Origin of the sequence: uncultured Roseobacter sp. (genome assembly GCF_947495025.1) — a bacterium.
Taxonomy (GTDB): domain Bacteria; phylum Pseudomonadota; class Alphaproteobacteria; order Rhodobacterales; family Rhodobacteraceae; genus Roseobacter.
This window is the reverse complement of record NZ_CANLXG010000001.1, coordinates 1,047,996-1,067,297: the sequence shown is the minus strand read 5'-3', so window position 1 is coordinate 1,067,297 and position 19,302 is coordinate 1,047,996. Positions and strand designations below refer to the sequence as shown.

The window sequence follows — 19,302 nt, the reverse complement described above, 5'->3', positions numbered from 1 at the left end:
GGTCTGAACAGGGATTCAACTGGGAGGAAACTATGAAATTCAGGACACTTGGCGCCATCTGCGCCCTCGGTCTCGGTCTTGCCACAACAGCGGCGGCAGAGTACCCCGAGCGGCCCATCAATATGGTCATCCCATATGGCGCGGGCGGGGCAACTGATATCTCGGCACGTACGATTGCGGAACCGCTGGGGAATGCCGTTGGCAGCCCGCTGGTTATGGCAAACGTAACGGGTGCCGGCGGCGCGACCGGATCCGTGGCGGTGCAGAACGCCAAAGCGGACGGCTACACCATGCTTTTCGCCCGGGTCGGATCGCATTCGGTGAACCCGGCGATGAAGGCTACGCTGCCGTATACGCTGGATGATTTCCGGTTTGTCACAGTCTACGAGATCAACCCGGTGGCCTGTGCCGTCAGCCCGTCCTCGGGCATCACCTCGATGGATGATCTGATTGCGAAAGTGGCCGAAGGCGGCGTGACCTATTCCTCTTCCGGTGTCGGATCGCTGCTGCATATTGCTGCGGTGATGGTGCTGTCGGAATTCGGTGTTGAAGAGCCGCTGACGCAGACCACGCACATTCCTCAGAAAGGCGGCGGCGCGGCGGCAACGGCCGTGCTGAACGGGACAGCGACATTCCTGTGCACCAACTCCTCTGCGCTGGCGAGCTTTGTCGCCAACAAACAGCTGGTGCCGCTGATGGTCACCACGCCAGACCCGGTGCCAGGCTTTGATGCGCCGACTGCGGCGGATCTCGGCAAACCTGCGCTGCACCAGCTGGTGGGCTGGACCGGTATCGCCGGGCCGGATGATCTGCCCGATGATGTTGCGGAAAAGTGGGGCGCGTGGATGGCAACGGCGACAGCGGACCCTGAGTTTCTGGAGAAGATGACAGCCCGTGGGTCGGTCATCGAACTGATGGACCCGGTGAAAGCCAACGAGTTTATCGAAGGTCAGTATAACACCTTCCGCAAACTTGTTGATGATCTGGGTATGCGCATCGAGGGCTGAGCCTTTCAGCACTGTGCCAGTGCAACAGACGCCGGGCTTCTTGTGGCCCGGCGTTTTCAACACTAACGTCCCTGGCAGGGGGGATCGGTTGATGACAGAGCGACAGGTTCAGATATCGCTGGGGGCCGGGGCCATTCTTGCCTCTCTTTTTCTGTTGCTGTGGGCCATTCCGCAATGGGTGTCTTCGCCCAGCAATGTGCAGAAGCTGATCCTGTCACCGCTCTTCTGGCCCTATGCACTTGCGGGATTTACCGGCCTTACCGGTCTGGGGCTGCTCTTTGGCGGGCTGGGGTCGGATGACGACGGCGAGCCTGTGAATGAGCCGTCAGACAATCCTGCGGCTGCATGGATGAGACTGGCGGGCATGGCCGCCATCATGGCGCTGACGATGTTTCTGATGCCCCGCCTCGGAATGGTGCTGACCTCAATGCTTGTTTTCGTCGCATCTGCCTTTCTGGTGCGCACACGCCATCCGGTCACAGCAGTTGTCTGTGCTGTGCTTATCCCTCTGATACTTTACGCATTCTTTGCACATGTCGCCGGTGTGGCGATCCCGCAGGGCAATGTCCTGAGGCTGCCATGAGTTTTGTTGACAGCATCGCCGCGGGCCTGAGCGTCGTTGGCAATATCGAAGCCTTTCTGGCGCTGTTTGTCGGGGTTGCCATCGGCGTCGTCGGCGGGGCAATCCCGGGGATGTCGGCCACCATGGCTGTGGCGCTGACGCTGCCGTTTACCTTTGCGATGCAGCCGATCACAGGTATTCTGCTGCTTCTTGGTGTTTACAAGGGCGGGATTTTCGGAGGGTCGATACCAGCGATCCTGATCAAGACACCCGGAACGCCCGCCTCATCAGCCACCATTCTCGACGGTTACCCGATGGCGGAAAAGGGTGAGGCCGGGCGCGCGCTGGGCATGGCGCTCTGGGCGTCGTGTACGGCCGATGTGATATCGAACCTGGCTCTCATCCTGTTTGCAGGCTGGCTCGCATCCTTCGCCCTCAGTTTCGGGCCACCTGAATTTTTCACCCTGATCCTCTTTTCGCTGACCATTATCGCCGGTGTGTCGGGCAAGAGCCTTCTGCGCGGTGCGCTGTCGGCGCTTCTGGGCCTGCTCCTGGCGACAATCGGGCTGGATCTGGTCTACGGCACCAACCGTTTTACGTTTGGTGATCCCAACATGATGGGCGGGCTGAACTTTATCGCTGTCCTCATCGGGCTTTTCGCCATTCCGGAAATTCTGGCAATGGTCTGGAACCCCACAGCGCATGTGGGCACGGCGCGTAGCCTGGGCAAAAACTGGGTCACTTTTGCCGACTACCGGCGGAGTTTCAAATCTATCGTGCGTGGCAGTCTAATTGGCGTTTTCCTGGGGTCTATTCCCGGGATCGGTGCGGCGCCTTCGGCGTTCCTGAGCTATTCGGAAGCGCGCCGCACCTCCAGAAACAAGGAGAACTTCGGCAAGGGTGAAGTGGAGGGCGTGGCGGCCTCCGAGGCCGGTAACAACGGCGTCGCCGGCGCCACACTTATCCCGTTGCTCGCACTTGGTGTGCCCGGGGATGTCATCACGGCGATCATCATCGGCGCCTTTATGATCCATGGCCTGCAACCCGGACCGATGATGTTCATCCTGAACGTCGATATCATCTATGGCCTCTTCATTGGTCTGATCGTCAGTTCTGTTTTCCTGTTCTTTATCGGGTCTGTGGCCATCCGCGGTTTCAAATATGTGGCGGATGTGCCGAAACGTATTCTGATCCCCGGTGTTCTGGTGCTTTGCGTCTATGGCGTGTTTGCGGTCAACAACAACATCTTTGATGTCGGCGTGATGTTCGTGATGGGCTGGGTCGGCTTTATGATGGTGCGTTTCCAGGTGCCCGCCGCGCCGTTCCTGATTGCCTTTATTCTCGGGCCGCTGCTCGAGGACAACTTCCGGCAGTCCATGCTGATGTCCGGCAGTGACCCCATGATCCTGTTCCGCGGGCCGATCACCTGGTTCTTCTGGGGGCTGACGGTGCTGACGGTTGTTGCGATTGTCCGCGCGGGCGTGCGGGCTGTGCGCACCAGTGCGCTGGCCGGGAAATAGCGGCGGCAATCCGCGCAGACTGCAGCAGGAAAACCACATGGCAGGTAAATCCCGGGAAACAGGGGAAATTGCGGAAATTGTGATTTTGATTTCCCGCCAAACTGGCGCACCCTGCGACGCAGAATATGATGCGAGACAACGGGAAGATCGATGAACGAAGCCGAAGCGATTTTGATGGGTCTGCGGATCTGGGCCATGATCGGGGCGGCCGTGGCTGCTGTGTTTCTGACGATCGGCATGGACCGGATTGATGAGGACGCACAGGGCGCGTATGTTTTCCGGCCTTTGCTGATCCCCGGGGTGATGGTGATCTGGCCGCTGGTGCTGTGGCGCTGGTATGTCTGGGAAACCGGGCGCGAAGCGTGGGGCAGGCGGTATGATCCGCCGCGCAAAGCACATTTTGCGGTTGGAATGATCCTGCCTGCAGGCATCGCACTGATCATCCTGACCGGCCTCGCACTGCGCCAGACCTGGCCTGCGGATGTGGCACCCGTCCAGCTTTTGCCTGCCCAGGAGGTGAGCCAGTGAGCGTCAAATACACGCCCGTTCAGTGGAACACCAATAAGTACATCTACGACGCTGTCATGCTCGTCGGGGTCGCGCTGTTTCTGTATGTGTTCCTCTATGCCGCGCCGGGCATTCTGAGCCACGAACGCCCCATTGATCCGCAGGTGCACAATGCACGCGCGTTCGGGGCCTGCGCCTTTGTCATGCTGACCGTTATCCTGTGCATCGGACCGCTGGCACGGCTCGACAAACGGTTTCTGCCGCTGCTGTACAACCGGCGCCATTTTGGCGTGATGACCGTCTTTGTTGCCCTGACGCACGCCTCTTACATTCTGAACTGGTATTTCGCCTTCTCCAGTTCCGATAAATTTGAGGCGCTGCTTTTCGCCAATACATCTTACAGCCAGCTTGCCGGTTTTCCGTTTGAGGTTTTCGGCATTTTCGCGCTGCTCGTCCTGGTGATCCTGTCAGCGACCAGCCATGATTTCTGGATGAAATTTCTGACACCACCTGTGTGGAAGCGCATCCACTATCTCATCTACCCGGCGTATCTGTCGGTTGTCGCGCATGTGTCGCTGGGCATTCTGCAGGACCAGCAGAACCATGCCTTTACGGTGATTTTTATCGGTGGTGCAGTTGCGGTTGGTGTGCTGCACCTGATGGCTGCTCTGCATGAGCGCCGTGCCGATGCCGCGATATCGGCTGAAACCGCCGAATGGATTGACATCTGCGATGTTTCCGAGATGTCAGACGGGTTTGCCAAGATACGCCTGCTGCCTGCGGGTGACCGGGTGGCGGTATATCTCAACAACGGCACCCTGAGCGCTATTTCGAATGCCTGCGCGCATCAGAACGGGCCGCTGGGCGAGGGACGGATCATTGACTGTCTCGTGACCTGTCCCTGGCACGGGTTCCAGTACGACGTGACCTCCGGGCAGTCGCCGGCACCCTTTACCGAAAAAGTGCCGACCTATAACCTCAGACTTGAGGGAACCCGCGTTCAGGTCGATCCGGCCGCCAACCCGCCGGGGACATATGTGGAGCCGGTGCCTGTGCCGGATCATGCAGCTCAGGAGGCGCCGGCATGAGTGACAAAAACAGCCCCTTCTTTGTCGGGTATCTTTCCGCTCCGCGTGGACTGAGAACCTTCCTGCTTGTTGCCTGCGTTATCTTTGTCTCGGGGCTGGGTGGCCTGGGTCTGGCACTCGGTGTGGCACAGGATGATCCCGGCAACGGTGCGTTCCGGTTTGATTACGGTCGTCAGACAGTCACCGGGGTTGTCGAAATGACGCCCTATCCCCTGGTACGTGTCACCGAAGGCAGTGAACGCATCGCCGTCGGCCAGACGCTCATGCTGTCCGGTCAGGGCAAGAACAGCGTCATCTCGCGCACCGCGCCGCTCGAAGGCCAGCTGGCAAAGGTATCGGGAGTGATCCTGGACCGGGGTGACCTGGAAATGATGCAGCTGCGCGGGGGGCGCAACGGCATTTCCGGTGTCGAGGGCGAAGCACCGGCGATGCAGACAGAACAGCTGGGGCGGTGGCGCCTGGCAGGCGAAATCTGTGACGGCAAGTGTCTTGCCGGAGCGATGCGCCCCGGGCGTGGCATCGCACATAAAGCCTGCGCCAATCTGTGCCTGCTCGGCGATATCCCACCGGTGTTCGTCACAACGCAGCCGGTCGAAGGGCACGAATTTCTGCTGATCACCGGTCCTGACGGGACGGCCCTGCCGGAAAGCGCCTATCATCACGTGGCTCAGTTTATCTCGCTTGAGGGCGAGGTAGAGCGGCGCGGTGACCTGCTGGTTCTGCGTATGGATCCTGACACGGTGGAACTGATCCGATGATACGCCGTGTTCTGATCCTGGTCTTCATGTTCTTTGTCACGGCCGTTGTGGTTTATCTGTCCCGTTTCTGGACGTGGTCATTCTGGCCGCGCTCCGGCCTTTTCGGGATCGAGGAACTGCGTCCGCAGGGGGGCCTTCTGGGCCGCTGGCTGCGCGGTACCGATGCGGCCCCCTACGAACTGCTGATCTGGGCGGTGGGGGTATTCGTTCTGCTGAGCCTGCTTCAGAAAATCTGGGACAAACTGCCATCCGGCAAGGACCAGAACGACGGCTGACCCCTTGCACGGGGTCGCAGTCTGCACGTGGTCGCGCATTGCGAAGCCCTGTCGTATGGCCTACTCATCTGGTACATTTTTCTCAATTCCGGGCGCCAGGGCTGACCTGACATATGAATGATATCTACGAAGGTCTGGCAGCAGCATTCTGGCTGGTGGTGACCCTGGATGCGGACCTGATCGAGATCAGCCTGCGCTCTCTCCAGGTCAGTCTGACGGCGCTGGTGATTGCATCGGCCATTGCATTGCCGCTCGGCACGCTTCTGGCGATCCGGCGGTTCCGTTACCGCAGGCTTACCATTTCGCTGCTCAATGCGCTGATGGGGCTGCCGCCAGTGGTTGTCGGGCTGATTGTCTATATTCTGCTGTCCCGCTCCGGCCCCTTTGGCGTTCTGGGCCTGCTGTTCACGCCAACGGCGATGATCATTGCCCAGGTGATCATTATCACGCCGCTCATCGCTTCGATCACACATCAGGCCATGCGGGAACTCTGGGCCGAATACCACGATCTGCTGATCTCTCTGAACACCAGCGGCCGCCAGCGGATCATGACCCTCATTCTCGACGGGCGGCGCAATCTGCTGACAGCATCGCTGGCCGGTTTCGGGCGCGCAATCGGCGAGGTCGGCGCGATCATGATCGTCGGCGGCAATATCGACAACGCGACACGGGTGCTGACCACGGCAATCGCCCTTGAGACAGGCAAGGGAGATTTTGCGCTGGCTCTGGCGCTGGGCTTTGTTCTCATTGCGCTGGCCATTGGCGTGAACATCGCCATTCACTGGCTGTCCCGGACCGAAAGGGAGGGCCGCTGGTGAGCCGCATTCTTCCGCTTACACTTGAAAATGTCACAGTCCGCCGCCGCGGCAAGCGGCTGATCGGCCCTGTGGATCACACGCTGGGCGCCGATGGGCTGACCATCATCATCGGGCCGAACGGCAGCGGCAAGACGACCCTTCTGCGCGTGATGCACGGGGTGGAGAGACTGAGCGAAGGGGCCGTGCGGTGGGCCGTGCCGGATCAGGAGGCACAGCACCATCAGGCTTACGTGTTCCAGACGCCGATCATGCTGCGCCGGTCTGTGGCCGACAATCTGCGCTATCCGCTGCAGCTGCTGCGCAGGCCGCGCAGGGAGACTGAAGCCGCAGTGGCTCTCTGGGCAGAGCGTACCGGCCTTGAGGACCGGCTGAAACTGCAGGCGACCCGGCTTTCCGGTGGCGAAAAACAGCGCCTTGCGCTGGCGCGGGCGCTGATCCGCGATCCGCAGGTGCTGTTTCTGGATGAACCCTGCGCCAATCTTGACGGGGCTTCTACCCGGGCTATCGAAATACTGCTTGGCGCGGCGCTCGCGGCCGGCACCCGGATTGTCATGACAACACATGATCTCGGGCAGGCCAGGCGGCTTGCAAAGGATGCGGTCTTTATGCTGCATGGGCGTATCCATGAAACAGGTGAGGCGCCCGGCTTTTTCGACGCGCCGCAATCCGATGCGCTACGCGCTTTTCTCAGGGGGGATATCGTCACATGATCGGACGACTGCTGGCAGGACTGGCTGTTTCACTGTTTACTTCTGTGGCTTCTGCCGAAGAGATGAAACTGGCTGTGACCACCTCCTTTGAAAACTCCGGGCTGTCCGGCGTTCTGCTGCCGGCAATCCGCGAGGATACCGGTATCGATGTGCGGTTGCTGGTTGTCGGCACAGGTCAGGCGCTGCGACTTGGACAGGCAGGGGATGTGGATGCCATTCTGGTGCACTCGCGCAGCGCCGAAGAGGCATTTGTGGCGGAGGGGTACGGCACGCACCGGCGGGAAATCATGTACAACGACTTTGTCTTTATCGGCCCGGTGGATGATCCGGCGGCAGTTGGCATTGCCAGCTCGGCGATCGATGCGCTGCAGAAAATCGGAGACGCGAGGCCCGCTTTTGTCAGCCGCGGCGATGACAGTGGCACGCACAAAAAGGAGCTCTCCCTCTGGCGGCAGGCTGGTTTTAAGGCCGACACCTTTGGCGGCTGGTACCGGCAGGTCGGCGCAGGCATGGGTGCCAGCCTGAACACCGCCTCGGGTCTGAACGCCTACATCCTGGCGGACCGGGCAAGCTGGCTGAACTTTGGCAACAAGGGAGATCTGGCACTGCTCTACGCCGGCGATCCGGTGCTGTTCAACCAATATGCCTTTCTGCCGGTAAACCCGGAGCGACATGCCCACGTGCGCAATGATCTTGCAGAGAAACTGGAAGCCTGGCTGACCGGTCCGCGTGCACAGGAACTGATCGACAGTTACAGCATAAACGGCGAGACGCTCTTTACGTTCAATGCCACGGCGCAATAGCCCTCAATGCTGGTGCGGTTCGTCGTCGAGCGATCCATGCACGGCAAACTGCTCAATACCGGCGTCCTGAGGCTCAATCATGCCGTAGGATTCGCGCACGCCGGCGTCCGTCAGTTCGCGCGTGACGGTCAACAGGGTGTTTGGCGCAAAATCCTCGCACAGCTCGATCATCTGCTGCAGCTCTTCTGTTGCGACCGGCAGGGCTGCCGCGGCCGAGGGCGCGCCATAGATATCGACAAAGTGCTGCGCCAGCGCCTGTGCAAGGGCATCAATCTCGTTTTGCTCAACCTGCGTCACGGCGACAAAGCTGGTGCGCCCAAAAGTTTCCACGCCCATCCAGCCATTGGTAAAGGCCTGCTTTGCCTTGCCCACCAGGTCGCCTTCTGACCAGTTTGAAAACTCAAAACCACCCGAGATACACCACTCTCCCGTGCGCGCCGGGCTGTGGAACACACGGGTGTCGCTGTCGTCGAAATGGATGGCGCGGGCGAGTTTCATGGCGTGTCCTGCAACAGATCGGTCAAGGGTATGATGCGCGTCTCACCGTCGTGCTGCAACAGCATTCCAAAGGTTTCATCAACGCCGATAAAGGTCCCGGTGTGCCCGGCGAGTGTTGCCTGTTCTTTCAGGCCGTGTGCCAGGCCTTCCCATTCGCGGTGCAGCGGGCGCAGTCCCTCATCTGTCCATCGGTTCAGCCAGACCAGCGAATGACGCACCCAGGCCTCCAGCAGGTCGCCCGGGTCAACCTCTGCGCACCCTTCAGCATACAATGTGGTGACATCCGGGGTCATACCCGTTTCTTCGGCGCCGTCCGCGAGCGCCAGATCAAGGCCGATGACCAGCCAGTCAGGCTCTGCCCCGGGCTCCCTGTGGCTGGCAAAGCACGAGATGGCCCCGGCCGACGCGCCGTTTACGCGGATGCGGCCCGACCACTCCAGATGCACACTCACTTCCGGTGGGGCGATGGCACCCAGAGCGTTCTGAAATCCTATGCCGCAGACAGGCAGCATAATCAGAGCCTCGGACAGCGGGACCTCCGGTGCAAAAACAATCGCTGCGCGCAGGCGTTCGGCCGTGACGTCATAGGTGACCAGGCCGGCATCGCACCCGCGCCGGGCTTCGGCACATGCGGCAGCCACCGGGTCGGCACCTGCGGTTGCCATGCCGGAAAACAGCGGTGGAAACTGCAGACCGCTCATGCCTTGCCGTCAGCGATCAGCCGTTTTGCCACATCGCGGAAGGCCGTGGCCTGAGGGCTGTCGGGCTTGGACACGACGATCGGAGCGCCGCCGTCCGAGGCCATACGGATGTCGAGATGCAGCGGAATTTCCGCCAGCAGCGGCACACCGATTTTCTCCGCTTCGGCCGCGACCCCACCATGGCCGAAGACGTGTTCCTCGTGGCCACAGTTCGAACAGATATGCGTGGACATGTTCTCAATCATACCCAGGATCGGCGTGCCCAGCTGGTTGAACATGTCGATCCCTTTGCGTGCGTCAAGCAGCGCGACATCCTGAGGTGTCGACACAACGACGGCTCCGTCGACGTGAAACTTCTGAGTGAGCGTCATCTGCACATCGCCCGTTCCCGGCGGCAGGTCCACGATCAGCACGTCAAGCGCGCCCCATTGCACCTGGTTCATCATCTGCTGCAGCGCGCCCATCAGCATAGGCCCCCGCCAGACGGTTGCCTGGTCGTCGTTGGTCATCAGGCCAATGGACATCATGGTCACGCCGAAATTGCGCATGGGCAGAATGGTTTTGCCGTCCGGCGACGCGGGCCGGCCGGATACCCCCAGCATCCGGGGCTGTGACGGCCCGTAGACGTCTGCATCAAGCAGTCCGACCCGTCGTCCTTCGGCTGCGAGAGCACAGGCAATGTTTGACGAAACGGTTGACTTGCCAACGCCTCCCTTGCCCGAGGCGATGGCAATGATCCTGTCCACGCCCGGAACTTTCTGTGGTCCGGACGGTTCTGACTGGCGCTGTGGTTTCAGGTCAGGCGGGGCGGCCGGCGCAGTATGGGCAGTCATCACCACGGACACGTTGTCGGATCCCAGCGTCTTGACAGCGGCTTCTGCGGCATCGCGCACAACGGCGTAGGTGTCGGCCTGGGACGGGGGCACTTCCATAACAAAGCGCACGGCGCCGTCGTCACCGACAGTCAGTGCCTTGACCAGACCCGCAGACACCAGATCGGACCCGCTCACCGGATCGCTGATCTCTTTCAGTGCGGCCAGAACCGCGTCTCGTGTGACAGTCATTCAGCTCTGCCCACCCGTGATCCGGCCCTTGACAACGTGTTCCATATCCAGCCCGTCGATGGTCAGTACAACGCGGGCCTCATATGTTTTTCCGGCGGTATCACCGGCGTTGCGCATCGCCTCCTCAATTGCCTGCTGCGAGGTCACGCCGACCTGTTTGAGAAATTTACGCATCGACATGTTGAAGTCTTCTGACATGGTATGGTCCTTCTTGAGATCAGGATGAAAACTTGACGGTGGACAAAACGCCCGCCTAGGCTGTGTGGCATACCAACGGCGGAGGAGACGCGGTATGCGGAGGTTTATCGGAGCAGTTGTCTGCGCTGTGGGTCTGCTGCCCGGGGTGTCCGGGGCCGAAGAACTGCGCCTGGCGGTTCCGGAAGCGCTCAAAGCGTCGGGACTTGCGCAGTTTATTGTCCCGCGTTTCTCGCTCAAAACTTCGGTGCGTATCACGCGTGTGGACGAGGGGGCTGCCGCGGAAATGCAGTTTACCGATGGTGGCACGGCAGTCTTTCAGGGCGCCGGTCAGCGGTGGGGCCTCGAACACAACGGCGACCCGCGCGCGGTGCGGTTTCTGGACTGGCTGCGCTCGGACGTGGGCAAACGCACGATCGAGAGCTTTACGGCTGAGGATGGTACGACCTACTCGGCCGAGCTGACCGTAGTGAAAGCTGAGCTTGATGTTTCGTTTGACGGCGACAGCAACAAAGGCGAAGCGCTGTCGCTGACGCTGTGCGGCCGCTGTCATGTCATCAACGAATCCAACAGAATGAACGGGATGGGGTCCACCCCGTCTTTCCGGGTGTTGCGCAGCTTCAGCGACTGGGACCGGCGTTTTGCCAACTTTCATCTGCTGAACCCGCATCCCAGTTTCACACAGATTGATGGCGTGACCGATCCCTTTGATCCCAGCCTGCCATCGCCGATTGTGCCTGTCGAACTGACGGTCGACGACCTGGAGGCGATCCTCGCTTATGTCTCCGGGGTGACCCCGGCCGATCTGGGTGCGCCGCTGCAACTTCAGTGATCCCTGCGTTTGCTCAGGTAGTCATCGGTTGTACGCACTCTGGGCTTTTCGCCGCCTGAAAACGGGTTGTTCTCGGAATGGTACTGGGCCTGAATCCGGCAGTTGTCGCACATCTGGATCATGCGCGCTGCGTCTGAAGTCGCAAACATATGATGGTTCCCGGCGAGCTTTTCCATAATCCGCTCGACCGTTGATTTCGTCCCAAAAAGAGTGCCGCATTCCACGCAGGCAAAGGGGTCCTCCTCGTGCAGAACCTTCTGGGTAAAGGCTGCGTCTGTCAGATCCAGGCGAGGTTCCAGGGTAATTGCTTTCTCGGGACATACATTGCTGCAGAGCCCGCACTGCAGGCAGGCGTCTTCCTGAAAGCGCAGCTGTGGCAGGTCGGCGTTATCTCCAAGCGCGCCTGACGGACACAGCGATACACAGGCAAGACAAAGGGTGCATGCATCGGTGTCCACCAATACGGCCCCGTAGGGCGCTGCTTCGGGCAGAGCAAGCGCTTCCGTATCAGGCCGGAGCGCACGCGCTGCGAGCCGTGTGACCTGACGGCGGGTGCCGATGGGCAGTACTGGGTCTGACAGTGCAGTCGTCGCTGCGGCATCGAAGAGCGTGTCAGACAGTGCATCAGGATCGTTCACATCCAGCAGTGCGACGGTCGGTTCGCCGGTTACGGCATTGGCGAGCGCGGTTTCCGACGTGAGGACCTCGCGATCTGATTTCGGTGCCAGCAGAATGCTGACGGTCGCAAAACCGCAGGCCAGTGCTGCAAGCATCTCCGCATGGCCAAACCCTGCGAGCGCATCGGTTTCCATCGGGATGACATCGGCGGGCAGGCCGCGACCATGGCGTGCGGCCAGAGAGATCATTTCGCGGCCATAACCGTCGTGCACCAGCAGGCGCGGGTCTGTGCCGCCTGCTTTGCGGTAGGTCGAGGCCAGTGTATTCAGACGTGAGAAAACGGTAGATACCGGCGGTGCGTCATAGCTGATCGCGCCGGAGGGGCAGAGCGCCGAACACGCGCCGCAGCCCGCACAGATCATCGGATCAATGGCGACATGCTCGCCGGCAGACGTGATCGCGCCGGTCGGGCAGGCATTGAGACACTTGGAACAGGCGGGTTTTTCAGCCCGCGAATGCGCGCAGAGCGACTCTTCGAGGCGCACATAAAGCGGTTTTTCAAAAGTGCCGGTCAGTTGTACTGCCTCAAGCAGGACGCGCGACACCTCGCCGGGGTTGCGCGGATCCGCACGCAGATAACCGTCGCGTTTCTCGTGGGCGCTGAAACGGGCAGGGGCACCGCTCAGGTCCAGCAGGATATCGCATTCCGTCATGGCCCCGTCTCGCGGATCGCTCCAGCCGGTATCTCCCCGGCCGCCCTGAATGACCTGACAGAAGCCGTCGATGCGCAGGCTGAACTGACCCAGCGTCCCGGAAGCCCGGGCGATCCTGCCGGCGACCACGTCAAAACTCTGGCCGTGATCAACGGGTGCGGGTGCGTCCAGAAGCACAGTCACCGACAGGCTTTCACAGAGTTCCTGTGCTGCCGCGAGCGCTGCGTCTGCCGGGCCAGTGATCAGGCAGACGCCCTCCGAGACGATATCCACGCTCTTTCCGGCGGTGGCAGGCAGAAGCGCTTCGGCCACAAGTGCTGCGGTTTTCGGGTGTGCGGCCTCCGCGCCATCACTCCAGCCGGAGCGGTCGCGGATATCGACAAAAGCCGGGGTGTCAACGCCGATCTCTGCCGCAAGATCGGTGAAAAGTCCTGCCATCTGCTGGCAGGCGATCATCACATCGCCATCCTGCATCAGGCGGGCGGTGTGGTCGATCTGTCCACCGCAGGCGTCGGTGAGCATGCCCGCACAGTCGAGCCCGGTCACGCGGGTAATTGTGCCGGCGTCCGGCGACTGGCTGCCAAGGCAGTCACACAGGATCAGTTTGCGCGTCATATCCTCTCCCTGTCTTGCTGCTCCGCCGGGGCGGCCGGTCCGCACAGGACAGCAGCGTTCACAGCTATTCAGGTCTGGCCGCAGAGGTAAACAGGATTCGGCGATCAAAAAGGGCAAAATACGCAGCACCCTGTGAGAAGTGCAGAATAATTCCCTTTCTGTTTTGCTCTGCGAAACGCTGCAATTTGCCTTTGAAACATGGCTGTATCCGGGCTCCGGTGCGCTGGCGCAAAAGGCTGTGAGTGATTGTGCGCGGTTGTATGCAGTTTTTTCTGGGATAATGCGTCTGATTTGCTAGGCTGGACCAAACAAGAAAACAGGGAACTGATTTGGGTGTAGCCTATCCAAATGCGCAATCGCTGCCTGTCGGGGTGGTGATGAGACGGTCGCCGGGTATCACGCGCTGGGCCAGATGGGTCTGGAAGGCGGGTGGTCTGCTTCCTGGTGCGCCGCAGGCTGACTGGAAACTGCTCCGCGAGGATGGCGATGTTTCCGACTTTCATGCCGCAACGCGCGATGTCTGGCTTTATGTTTCGGACACCGAGGCCTATGCGCACGAGCTCGGAACACATGATCCTTCGCTTTACGTTATTCTCCGCGCCTCCGAGGATAGTCAGTCTTCCGCGCCACTTGACGTGATACAGGTCACCGCCTCGCCTTACGAAGCGCAGGATTATGCAGATTCCGGTGAGGAAATCGTCGAAAAGGTTCCGATGCCGGCGATCATCCTGAAGTGGGTGGCCGATTTCGTTAAGGCGCATCACAGCGAAGAGCCATTTGTGAAACGGCGCCGCGATAAATCACGCACCGATCGGGTGCAGGACGGTATCGGGGATCCGCGTATCGCCCAGCCCAGCGATGTCTATCGCGCACCGTCGCGTGTGCCATCTGAGGTGCCGGAATGAGTGCAGCAGGATCGTTCTGGGCACGGCGACGCGCCGGTGTCGAAGCCGAGGCAGAGGCTGAACGCCTGGCGGCAGAGGCCGATGTGGCCAGAGTGCGCGAGGAAAGCTATGCGGAGAAGGATGACGCAACGCTGCTGGCTGAGCTGAACCTGCCCGATCCGTCAACCATGCAGGACGGCGACGACTTCTCTGTGTTCATGGCACGGGAGGTGCCTGAGCGCTTCCGCAGAATTGCTCTGCGAAAACTGTGGCGCAGCAACCCGGTTCTGGCCTGTGTAGACGGCCTGAACGAATATGATGACGACTATACAATCGGGATGACCGGTCAGGTCGTGAAAACGGCCTATCAGGTCGGCAGGGGCATGATGGCGCATGTCGAAGAGATGGAGCGCCAGAAAGAAGCCGCGCTCGCCGAAGCCGAAGGGCCCGGTTCTGATGAGTTGGCTGAAGAAGAAAAGGCAGAGGCCGTTTTCGCGGACGAACCCGAAGCTGAAACAGCTGCTGAAGACCAGGGTGTCGCAGCGGCGGCTGAGGCTGGTGCGGACCCCGAGGAGGGCGCTTTCGCTCAGGCGGCTGCGCCCCGCCGGCGCATGGCCTTCAGATTTGAGGAGGCCGGCGCATGAGTGCTCAGGCGCAGACAGCCGACGTCGCACCCGAAGACCGCCTTCGTGCGGATCTCTATAATTTTCTGGGGCTTCTGCTCGCGCGGCCTGCCGATCAGGGCACACTGGATCAGACGGCGGGTCTGAGCGGTGACGAAAGTGGTCTGGGCGAGGCGGTCAGTGGCCTTGCGCGTGTCGCAAAAGCCAGCAAACCAAAAGGCGTAGAGCGCGAATTCAATGCGCTATTCATCGGCCTTGGCCGGGGCGAACTGCTGCCATACGCCAGCTATTACCTCACCGGATTTCTGAATGAAAAACCGCTGGCGCGGCTGCGCCAGGACATGGCGGCACATCAGATGACGCGCGCTGACAACGTGTTTGAACCGGAAGACAGCATGGCGTCGCTGATGGAGATGATGGCCGGCATGATAGTGGGACGCTTTGGCCTGCCCGCCACGCTGGAGCAGCAGCGCACGTTTTTCAACAACCATATCGCGCCCTGGGCGACCCATTTCTACACCGATCTTGAAGGTGCCAGAACTTCTGTTTTCTACGCGTCCGTCGGCGCGGTGGGCCGGGAATTTATGGCTATCGAACGAGAAGCATTCCGAATGACAGCAGGCTGATCTGCGCAGACCGGGCGGGACGCCGCCCACCACAGACTATGAGGAGGAAAGACATGACGAAGAAAACAGAGGGCGAGGCAAGTCGCCGGGATTTTCTGAAACTTGCGGGTACGGCTGCGCCGGTCGCGGTAGCCGCGGTTGCGGCAGGGGGCTCTGCCGCCGAGGCTGCACCGGTCGACCTGTCCTCGGACAAGATGCAGGATACCGCGCACACCCGCGCGTATCTTGAAAGCACACGCTTCTGAAAAGGTGGCGGCCGGGCAGCGTCTGATACCGACACTGCCTGACGTCTGAAAATTCAACAACCCAGCCACCTCAACGGGGCAGCAAGGGAGGAAAACATGCTAAGGAAAAAGACCAACTCGGTCAGTCAGCGCGCGGGACGGACGAATATCCTCGCGCAGGCAGCATCCACATCCGTAGACCGTCGTGCATTTCTGCGCGGATCGGGTCTCGCAATCGGCGGTCTGGCCGCTGTCGCCGCAACCGGCGGCACAGTGACCCAGGCCTCTGCTGCCAGTGCCGTCAGCGGCGCTGTGGAAACCATTAAATCTGTGTGCACACACTGTTCGGTCGGATGTACGGTCGTCGCAGAAGTCGCAAACGGCGTCTGGACAGGGCAGGAGCCCGGATGGGACAGCCCGTTCAACCTTGGTGCGCACTGCGCCAAAGGTGCAGCGGTACGTGAGCACGCCCACGGCGAACGCCGCCTGAAGTACCCGATGAAAAAAGAGAACGGCGAATGGGTCCGTATCTCGTGGGAGCAGGCGATTGACGAGATCGGCGATGGCATGATGAAAATCCGCGAAGAAAGCGGACCGGATTCTGTCTACTGGCTGGGCTCGGCCAAGTCGAACAACGAACAGGCCTATCTGTTCCGCAAGTTCGCCGCCTACTGGGGCACGAACAACGTGGATCACCAGGCGCGGATCTGCCACTCGACAACTGTGGCCGGTGTGGCAAACACATGGGGCTACGGCGCCATGACCAACAGCTACAACGACATCCATAACTCCAAGGCGATCTTCCTGATTGGTGGCAACCCGGCCGAGGCGCACCCCGTCTCGCTGCTGCACATGCTGAAAGCCAAAGAGCAGAACAACGCGCCGTTCATCGTCTGCGACCCGCGCTTTACCCGCACGGCGGCACATGCTGATGAATATGTGCGCTTCCGTCCCGGTTCGGACGTGGCCCTGATCTGGGGCATTCTCTACCATATCTTTGAGAACGGCTGGGAAGATCAGGAGTTCATCCGGACACGCGTCTGGGGCATGGACCAGATCAAGGAAGAAGTCGCAAAATGGAACCCGGAAGAAGTTGAGCGGGTCACCGGCACACCGGGCAGCCAGCTCAAGCGGGTTGCGCGGACTCTGGCCAATAACCGCCCCGGCACGGTGATCTGGTGTATGGGTGGCACCCAGCACACCAACGGTAACAACAACACCCGTGCGTACTGCATCCTGCAGCTGGCGCTTGGCAACATGGGCACCGCCGGTGGCGGCACCAACATCTTCCGTGGCCATGACAACGTTCAGGGTGCTACCGACCTGGGCGTTCTGGCGAACACGCTGCCGGGCTACTATGGTCTGTCCGACGGATCCTGGGCGCATTGGGCACGGGTCTGGGAAGAAGATCTGGACTGGCTCAAAGGCCGCTTCTCGGATGCCGAGTTTGGCGACAAGAAGATGATGAACCAGACCGGTATCCCGGTATCGCGCTGGATCGACGGTGTTCTCGAAGATGCCGAGAACATGGACCAGCCCGACAATACACGGGCCATGGTTTTCTGGGGTCACGCGCCCAACTCGCAGACCCGGATGAAAGAGATGAAGACGGCGATGGAGAAACTCGACATGCTTGTCGTGGTTGATCCATATCCGACGGTCACAGCGGTCATGCAGGATCGTTCGGACGGCGTTTACCTGCTGCCGGCCTGTACACAGTTTGAGACACGCGGATCCGTTACAGCATCCAACCGGTCTCTGCAGTGGCGGGACAAGGTTGTGGACCCGCTCTTTGAATCTCTGCCGGATCACACGATCCTGTCGATGTTCTCCAAAAAGTTTGGGTTCCACGACAAAATCTTCCGCAATATTGCCATGGATGGTGATGAGCCAAACGTCGAGGACATCACCCGCGAGTTCAACCGCGGCATGTGGACCATCGGGTACACCGGGCAGTCGCCCGAGCGCCTGAAGATGCACATGGCGAACCAGCACACCTTTGACCGCACGTCGCTGCGGGCCATCGGTGGGCCGGCAGACGGCGACTATTACGGTCTGCCATGGCCGAGCTGGGGCACTGCGGAGATGAACCACCCCGGAACGCCCAATCTCTATGACATGTCTCTGCCGGTGGCAGAGGGTGGTCTGGCGTTCCGCGCGCGCTTCGGCGTCGAGCGGGATGGTGACAATCTGCTGGCCGAGGGGGTCTCTAACCCCGGCGCGGAAATTCAGGACGGTTACCCTGAGTTCACGATGCAGATGCTCATGGACCTGGGCTGGGACGGCGATCTGACCGCGGACGAACGTGCGGCGATTGACGCGGTGGCCGGACCCAAAACCAACTGGAAAACCGACCTGTCGGGCGGCATCCAGCGGGTCGCGATCAAGCATGGCTGTGCGCCCTTCGGGAACGCCAAGGCCCGTGCGGTTGTCTGGACCTTCCCGGATCCGGTGCCGAAACACCGCGAGCCGCTCTACACCAACCGCCGCGACCTCGTGGCAGATTATCCGACCTATGAGGACAAGAAGTTCTGGCGCCTGCCGACAATGTACAAGTCGATCCAGGACAATGACTTCTCGTCTGACTATCCGATGATCCTGACATCCGGTCGTCTGGTCGAGTACGAAGGTGGCGGGGATGAGACGCGCTCCAACCCGTGGCTGGCTGAACTGCAGCAGGACATGTTTGTCGAGGTAAACCCACGTGATGCCAATAACCTGGGTATTCGTGACGGCGAACAGGTCTGGGTCGAGGGCCCCGAGGGCGGCAAGGTCAAGGTTATGGCCATGGTCACCGAACGGGTCGCATCGGGCGTTGCCTTTATGCCGTTCCACTTTGGCGGACACTGGGAAGGTGAGGACCTGAGGGGGAAATACCCGGACGGAGCCGATCCGTACGTGCTTGGTGAATCAACCAACCTGGCGCAGACCTATGGCTATGACAGCGTAACCCAGATGCAGGAGACCAAAGCCACTCTCTGCAAAATCTGGGCAGCATAAGGGAGGACATGAAAAATGGCCGCAAGAGCAAAATTTCTCGTCGACGCTGAACGCTGCATCGAATGCAACGCCTGTGTCACAGCCTGTAAGAACGAGCATGAGGTACCATGGGGCATCAACCGCCGGAAGGTCGTCACCATCAATGACGGCAAGCCGGGTGAACGGTCGATCTCTGTGGCATGCATGCACTGCTCGGACGCACCCTGTATGGCGGTGTGCCCGGTAGACTGCTTCTACCAGAACGAAGAGGGGGTGGTTCTGCACTCCAAGGACCTCTGCATCGGCTGCGGATACTGCTTTTACGCATGTCCCTTCGGTGCACCGCAGTTCCCGCAGGCGGGTAACTTCGGCAGCCGGGGCAAGATGGACAAATGTACCTTCTGTGCCGGTGGTCCCGAGGAGAACAACTCCACAGCTGAATTCGCCAAATATGGCCGCAACCGGATTGCAGAGGGCAAACTGCCGATCTGTGCGGAAATGTGTGCGACCAAAGCCCTGCTCGCAGGGGACGGCGATGTGGTCTCAAGCATCTACCGTGAGCGCGTCGTTGCACGCGGTTTCGGATCCGGTGCATGGGGCTGGGGCACAGCCTACGACCAGAAAGGCGGCTGACTTTTCCAGCCACTGTACTACGTCAGTCAGTACCTGATCAGGGGCAGCG

At 60.5% G+C, this 19,302-nt stretch carries 22 protein-coding genes; 17 read left to right on the top strand and 5 right to left on the bottom strand.

Annotated elements, in window-relative coordinates; genetic code table 11:
- The first annotated feature begins 32 nt into the window (after window positions 1-32).
- The 10 genes from Q0792_RS05125 (at window position 33) to Q0792_RS05080 (ending at window position 8,048) form a co-directional block, all read left to right on the top strand.
- On the top strand, window positions 33-1,007 hold the full coding sequence (locus Q0792_RS05125; RefSeq protein WP_298837088.1) for a tripartite tricarboxylate transporter substrate binding protein: 975 nt from the start codon (window positions 33-35) through the stop codon (window positions 1,005-1,007).
- A 91-nt stretch (window positions 1,008-1,098) separates the two neighbouring features.
- On the top strand, window positions 1,099-1,590 hold the full coding sequence (locus Q0792_RS05120) for a tripartite tricarboxylate transporter TctB family protein (RefSeq protein ID WP_298837085.1): 492 nt from the start codon (window positions 1,099-1,101) through the stop codon (window positions 1,588-1,590).
- Complete coding sequence (locus Q0792_RS05115) at window positions 1,587-3,089, top strand: tripartite tricarboxylate transporter permease (protein WP_298837083.1); 1,503 nt, start codon at window positions 1,587-1,589, stop codon at window positions 3,087-3,089. Before Q0792_RS05120 ends, Q0792_RS05115 begins: the two co-directional genes overlap by 4 nt.
- A gap of 150 nt (window positions 3,090-3,239) precedes the next feature.
- A complete protein-coding gene (locus tag Q0792_RS05110; RefSeq protein ID WP_298837081.1) occupies window positions 3,240-3,617 on the top strand; it encodes a hypothetical protein in 378 nt (125 codons plus the stop codon).
- The gene (locus Q0792_RS05105; RefSeq protein ID WP_298837079.1) at window positions 3,614-4,684 is read left to right on the top strand and encodes a Rieske 2Fe-2S domain-containing protein; all 1,071 of its coding nucleotides are present in this window, start codon (window positions 3,614-3,616) and stop codon (window positions 4,682-4,684) included. Before Q0792_RS05110 ends, Q0792_RS05105 begins: the two co-directional genes overlap by 4 nt.
- Entirely contained in the window at window positions 4,681-5,442 is a 762-nt protein-coding gene (locus Q0792_RS05100) for a hypothetical protein (RefSeq protein WP_298837076.1), read from the top strand. The genes Q0792_RS05105 and Q0792_RS05100 overlap by 4 nt, the downstream gene beginning before the upstream one ends.
- Entirely contained in the window at window positions 5,439-5,717 is a 279-nt protein-coding gene (locus Q0792_RS05095; protein ID WP_298837073.1) for a hypothetical protein, read from the top strand. The genes Q0792_RS05100 and Q0792_RS05095 overlap by 4 nt, the downstream gene beginning before the upstream one ends.
- A gap of 113 nt (window positions 5,718-5,830) precedes the next feature.
- Window positions 5,831-6,535 (top strand): ABC transporter permease, encoded by a 705-nt coding sequence (locus Q0792_RS05090; RefSeq protein ID WP_298837069.1) that lies wholly within the window; start codon window positions 5,831-5,833, stop codon window positions 6,533-6,535.
- A complete protein-coding gene (locus Q0792_RS05085) occupies window positions 6,529-7,245 on the top strand; it encodes an ATP-binding cassette domain-containing protein (RefSeq protein WP_298838624.1) in 717 nt (238 codons plus the stop codon). Before Q0792_RS05090 ends, Q0792_RS05085 begins: the two co-directional genes overlap by 7 nt.
- A complete protein-coding gene (locus tag Q0792_RS05080) occupies window positions 7,242-8,048 on the top strand; it encodes a substrate-binding domain-containing protein (RefSeq protein WP_298837067.1) in 807 nt (268 codons plus the stop codon). Before Q0792_RS05085 ends, Q0792_RS05080 begins: the two co-directional genes overlap by 4 nt.
- A gap of 3 nt (window positions 8,049-8,051) precedes the next feature.
- Here the strand turns inward: Q0792_RS05080 and Q0792_RS05075 are convergent, their stop codons facing one another.
- From Q0792_RS05075 to Q0792_RS05060, 4 genes are read right to left on the bottom strand one after another with little or no spacing between them, the layout of a single operon-like run.
- Window positions 8,052-8,546 (bottom strand): DUF6505 family protein, encoded by a 495-nt coding sequence (locus Q0792_RS05075; protein WP_298837064.1) that lies wholly within the window; start codon window positions 8,544-8,546, stop codon window positions 8,052-8,054.
- Window positions 8,543-9,247 (bottom strand): biotin/lipoate--protein ligase family protein, encoded by a 705-nt coding sequence (locus Q0792_RS05070; RefSeq protein WP_298837062.1) that lies wholly within the window; start codon window positions 9,245-9,247, stop codon window positions 8,543-8,545. Before Q0792_RS05070 ends, Q0792_RS05075 begins: the two co-directional genes overlap by 4 nt.
- Window positions 9,244-10,311, bottom strand: coding sequence for an Mrp/NBP35 family ATP-binding protein (locus Q0792_RS05065; RefSeq protein ID WP_298837060.1), 1,068 nt, complete (start codon window positions 10,309-10,311; stop codon window positions 9,244-9,246). Before Q0792_RS05065 ends, Q0792_RS05070 begins: the two co-directional genes overlap by 4 nt.
- Complete coding sequence (locus Q0792_RS05060) at window positions 10,312-10,509, bottom strand: DUF6494 family protein (protein ID WP_298837058.1); 198 nt, start codon at window positions 10,507-10,509, stop codon at window positions 10,312-10,314.
- A 94-nt stretch (window positions 10,510-10,603) separates the two neighbouring features.
- On the opposite strand from Q0792_RS05060, the gene Q0792_RS05055 reads away from it, so the two are divergent.
- Window positions 10,604-11,338 carry a hypothetical protein gene (locus tag Q0792_RS05055; protein WP_298837056.1) on the top strand — a complete coding sequence of 245 codons (735 nt, stop codon included), beginning with the start codon at window positions 10,604-10,606 and terminating at the stop codon, window positions 11,336-11,338.
- On the opposite strand, the gene Q0792_RS05050 is transcribed toward Q0792_RS05055, so the two are convergent.
- The gene (locus Q0792_RS05050) at window positions 11,332-13,284 is read right to left on the bottom strand and encodes a 4Fe-4S binding protein (protein ID WP_298837054.1); all 1,953 of its coding nucleotides are present in this window, start codon (window positions 13,282-13,284) and stop codon (window positions 11,332-11,334) included. The two genes, Q0792_RS05055 and Q0792_RS05050, sit on opposite strands and share 7 nt — an antisense overlap.
- A gap of 359 nt (window positions 13,285-13,643) precedes the next feature.
- On the opposite strand from Q0792_RS05050, the gene Q0792_RS05045 reads away from it, so the two are divergent.
- From Q0792_RS05045 to fdh3B, 6 genes are all read left to right on the top strand, one after another.
- Window positions 13,644-14,189, top strand: coding sequence for a DUF3305 domain-containing protein (locus tag Q0792_RS05045; protein WP_298838621.1), 546 nt, complete (start codon window positions 13,644-13,646; stop codon window positions 14,187-14,189).
- Window positions 14,186-14,812, top strand: coding sequence for a DUF3306 domain-containing protein (locus Q0792_RS05040; protein WP_298837052.1), 627 nt, complete (start codon window positions 14,186-14,188; stop codon window positions 14,810-14,812). The genes Q0792_RS05045 and Q0792_RS05040 overlap by 4 nt, the downstream gene beginning before the upstream one ends.
- Window positions 14,809-15,417, top strand: coding sequence for a molecular chaperone (locus Q0792_RS05035; RefSeq protein ID WP_298837050.1), 609 nt, complete (start codon window positions 14,809-14,811; stop codon window positions 15,415-15,417). Before Q0792_RS05040 ends, Q0792_RS05035 begins: the two co-directional genes overlap by 4 nt.
- Window positions 15,418-15,470: 53 nt before the next feature.
- Window positions 15,471-15,662 carry a twin-arginine translocation pathway signal protein gene (locus tag Q0792_RS05030; protein WP_298837048.1) on the top strand — a complete coding sequence of 64 codons (192 nt, stop codon included), beginning with the start codon at window positions 15,471-15,473 and terminating at the stop codon, window positions 15,660-15,662.
- Between the two features lie 96 nt (window positions 15,663-15,758).
- Complete coding sequence (locus tag Q0792_RS05025; RefSeq protein ID WP_298837046.1) at window positions 15,759-18,641, top strand: formate dehydrogenase subunit alpha; 2,883 nt, start codon at window positions 15,759-15,761, stop codon at window positions 18,639-18,641.
- Between the two features lie 15 nt (window positions 18,642-18,656).
- A complete protein-coding gene (gene fdh3B / locus Q0792_RS05020; RefSeq protein WP_159975708.1) occupies window positions 18,657-19,253 on the top strand; it encodes a formate dehydrogenase FDH3 subunit beta in 597 nt (198 codons plus the stop codon).
- Window positions 19,254-19,302 lie beyond the last annotated feature (49 nt).

Coding starts and splice junctions, on each gene's coding strand:
- Q0792_RS05025 (WP_298837046.1), top strand. CDS start 15,759: ATGCTAAGGAAAAAGACCAACTCGGTCAGTCAGCGCGCGGGACGGACG.
- Q0792_RS05100 (WP_298837076.1), top strand. CDS start 4,681: ATGAGTGACAAAAACAGCCCCTTCTTTGTCGGGTATCTTTCCGCTCCG.
- Q0792_RS05040 (WP_298837052.1), top strand. CDS start 14,186: ATGAGTGCAGCAGGATCGTTCTGGGCACGGCGACGCGCCGGTGTCGAA.
- Q0792_RS05110 (WP_298837081.1), top strand. CDS start 3,240: ATGAACGAAGCCGAAGCGATTTTGATGGGTCTGCGGATCTGGGCCATG.
- Q0792_RS05090 (WP_298837069.1), top strand. CDS start 5,831: ATGAATGATATCTACGAAGGTCTGGCAGCAGCATTCTGGCTGGTGGTG.
- Q0792_RS05095 (WP_298837073.1), top strand. CDS start 5,439: ATGATACGCCGTGTTCTGATCCTGGTCTTCATGTTCTTTGTCACGGCC.
- Q0792_RS05120 (WP_298837085.1), top strand. CDS start 1,099: ATGACAGAGCGACAGGTTCAGATATCGCTGGGGGCCGGGGCCATTCTT.
- Q0792_RS05050 (WP_298837054.1), bottom strand. CDS start 13,284: ATGACGCGCAAACTGATCCTGTGTGACTGCCTTGGCAGCCAGTCGCCG.
- Q0792_RS05060 (WP_298837058.1), bottom strand. CDS start 10,509: ATGTCAGAAGACTTCAACATGTCGATGCGTAAATTTCTCAAACAGGTC.
- Q0792_RS05075 (WP_298837064.1), bottom strand. CDS start 8,546: ATGAAACTCGCCCGCGCCATCCATTTCGACGACAGCGACACCCGTGTG.
- fdh3B (WP_159975708.1), top strand. CDS start 18,657: ATGGCCGCAAGAGCAAAATTTCTCGTCGACGCTGAACGCTGCATCGAA.
- Q0792_RS05065 (WP_298837060.1), bottom strand. CDS start 10,311: ATGACTGTCACACGAGACGCGGTTCTGGCCGCACTGAAAGAGATCAGC.
- Q0792_RS05035 (WP_298837050.1), top strand. CDS start 14,809: ATGAGTGCTCAGGCGCAGACAGCCGACGTCGCACCCGAAGACCGCCTT.
- Q0792_RS05115 (WP_298837083.1), top strand. CDS start 1,587: ATGAGTTTTGTTGACAGCATCGCCGCGGGCCTGAGCGTCGTTGGCAAT.
- Q0792_RS05080 (WP_298837067.1), top strand. CDS start 7,242: ATGATCGGACGACTGCTGGCAGGACTGGCTGTTTCACTGTTTACTTCT.
- Q0792_RS05055 (WP_298837056.1), top strand. CDS start 10,604: ATGCGGAGGTTTATCGGAGCAGTTGTCTGCGCTGTGGGTCTGCTGCCC.
- Q0792_RS05030 (WP_298837048.1), top strand. CDS start 15,471: ATGACGAAGAAAACAGAGGGCGAGGCAAGTCGCCGGGATTTTCTGAAA.
- Q0792_RS05070 (WP_298837062.1), bottom strand. CDS start 9,247: ATGAGCGGTCTGCAGTTTCCACCGCTGTTTTCCGGCATGGCAACCGCA.
- Q0792_RS05125 (WP_298837088.1), top strand. CDS start 33: ATGAAATTCAGGACACTTGGCGCCATCTGCGCCCTCGGTCTCGGTCTT.